This window comes from Arthrobacter alkaliphilus, assembly GCF_021483235.1.
Lineage (GTDB): Bacteria > Actinomycetota > Actinomycetes > Actinomycetales > Micrococcaceae > Arthrobacter > Arthrobacter alkaliphilus.
The window spans coordinates 1-1,573 of the sequence record NZ_JAKEEC010000055.1 but is presented as its reverse complement, the minus strand read 5'-3'; the positions used below and the strand labels follow the sequence as shown (position 1 = coordinate 1,573).

The window sequence follows — 1,573 nt, the reverse complement described above, 5'->3', positions numbered from 1 at the left end:
GTTGCAGCGCAGCGGAAACCAGGGCGAGCCCTTGCGAGCCTCGTTGGTGGCCGCCGTGTGATCCCCGGCGAACATAGGGAAGGGCCGGCACGTTGATGACGTGGCCAGCCCTTCGCGGTTTTCCTCGGCAAAAAGGAAACTTCTGGTGCAGCGTCAGTGAGCGCTGCTTCGTTTACAGCTCGTAGTGTCGGTGGTCTTTCCTGGGCCGGTCTACCGGGCCGGTGGCTGGGCCTGCGGTGAGCAGGCTCAGTTCCAGGATGTCTTCAAGGGGGCTCGCGTCGGGTGCGACAGTATCGTCCTCTGTCATGCGGAATTGATCTGCCACGCTCAGGACTCCTTGGCTGTACGGGACGGCGGTGTCCTTTCACAGTATCGGCAGTTCCTGCGCGCGGGCTGGAAGTCGCGGCGCCCGCGCAGCGTTTACGCGGCCGGAGGAGCCCTGGCGGGGGAGGCCGCCGCGCACCTGGCGAGAATCCCGTGAGGAGGGCCGGACCCCCTTTTATAGTGGAGCCCGGCCCTCATCGAAGCTAGCGCTTCAGGCGGCGGTCATAGGCTTTTTTCGGGTCGCGGCTGCAGTCTGCCAGCAGTCCGCGGTTGACCAGTTCGCCCAGCAGTTCCGCCAGCCGGTATCCGGCGACGTCTTCGAGTGCGAGCTTGAAGTACCGGGCAGCGAAGCTGGATTGTCCTTTGAGCCATTCGAGCCAGCCGATCAGGCACAACATGGGGGCGCGCTGCCCTTCCGGGGTGGTTTTCATCAGCTCGAACGCGACTTCCTGTGCCGTGTCCACGCGCGCCCAGTCCGGGCGGGTGGGAAACACGCCAAGCATGACGGAGGTGAACTGCTCGGGGGCGTGCGGGACGATGTCGCCCATCATGTAGTCCCGGGTGGTGGGGTGCTGCAACGCTCCTGCGAGCTGGTGCGCGGTCTGGGTCGTCAGGCTCTTGGGGTCATCGAGCACCTTGGCCCAGGCAGCGCGGCTGACTTCGAGGTCTTCGGGCCAGCCGTCGGGCTTGTGCGCGGTGATAGCCTCGCGGGCCCCCTCGTCTCCTGTGAAGGGTGCCGGTGCGATGAAGCCGGTCACGGCGCTCCCCCGGTAGATCAGGGCGGCGTTGCCGTTGCTGCTGGTGATGGTGTCCAGCGACTCATCTGGGCAGCAGTTGAGGTCCGTGCACAGGTAGTTCCGCCACAGCTTCGAGCTCACCAGCCATGCGTCCTGCAGGGGCATCCCGGCGGTTTCCAGTTCGGTGCGCAGTGCCTGCACGTGCCCGGCGTAGGGGCGGCTGCCGTCGATCATGCTCTCGTCCGTGTAGATGACCAGCAGGCTGCCGGTGGCTGCTTCGTCAGCGGTCAGGTAGCTGACGATGGTTTGGGCGTAACCGACGGGATCCTGCCCGAACGGGGCATCCACGCGCAGGGTCGCGCCGATCTTGTTGCCCTGCATGGTCAGTGCGACAAAGGACTCCTTGGGGGTCTGTCCCAGCGTGTGCGGAATGAAGGCCAGGACGTCGGCCGGGCCGGTGAATTTGATGAAGTCGTTCATGGTGTTGCTCCTTTTTTGCCGAAAGGGTTGGT

At 65.1% G+C, this 1,573-nt stretch carries 2 protein-coding genes; both read right to left on the bottom strand.

Annotation, left to right across the window (positions count from 1 at the left end; genetic code table 11):
• Nucleotides 1-172: 172 nt before the first annotated feature.
• Nucleotides 173-325, bottom strand: a complete 153-nt coding sequence (locus tag L0B83_RS19545) for a hypothetical protein (protein WP_015061970.1) — start codon at nt 323-325, stop codon at nt 173-175.
• 202 nt (nt 326-527) lie between these two features.
• Nucleotides 528-1,541: a DUF4192 domain-containing protein gene (locus L0B83_RS19540; RefSeq protein ID WP_234760231.1), complete on the bottom strand. Its 1,014-nt coding sequence runs from the start codon at nt 1,539-1,541 to the stop codon at nt 528-530.
• Between the last annotated feature and the right edge of the window lie 32 nt (nt 1,542-1,573).

What these genes read in the sequence shown, in the direction of transcription:
- L0B83_RS19540 (WP_234760231.1), bottom strand. Translation starts at nt 1,541, where the DNA reads ATGAACGACTTCATCAAATTCACCGGCCCGGCCGACGTCCTGGCCTTC.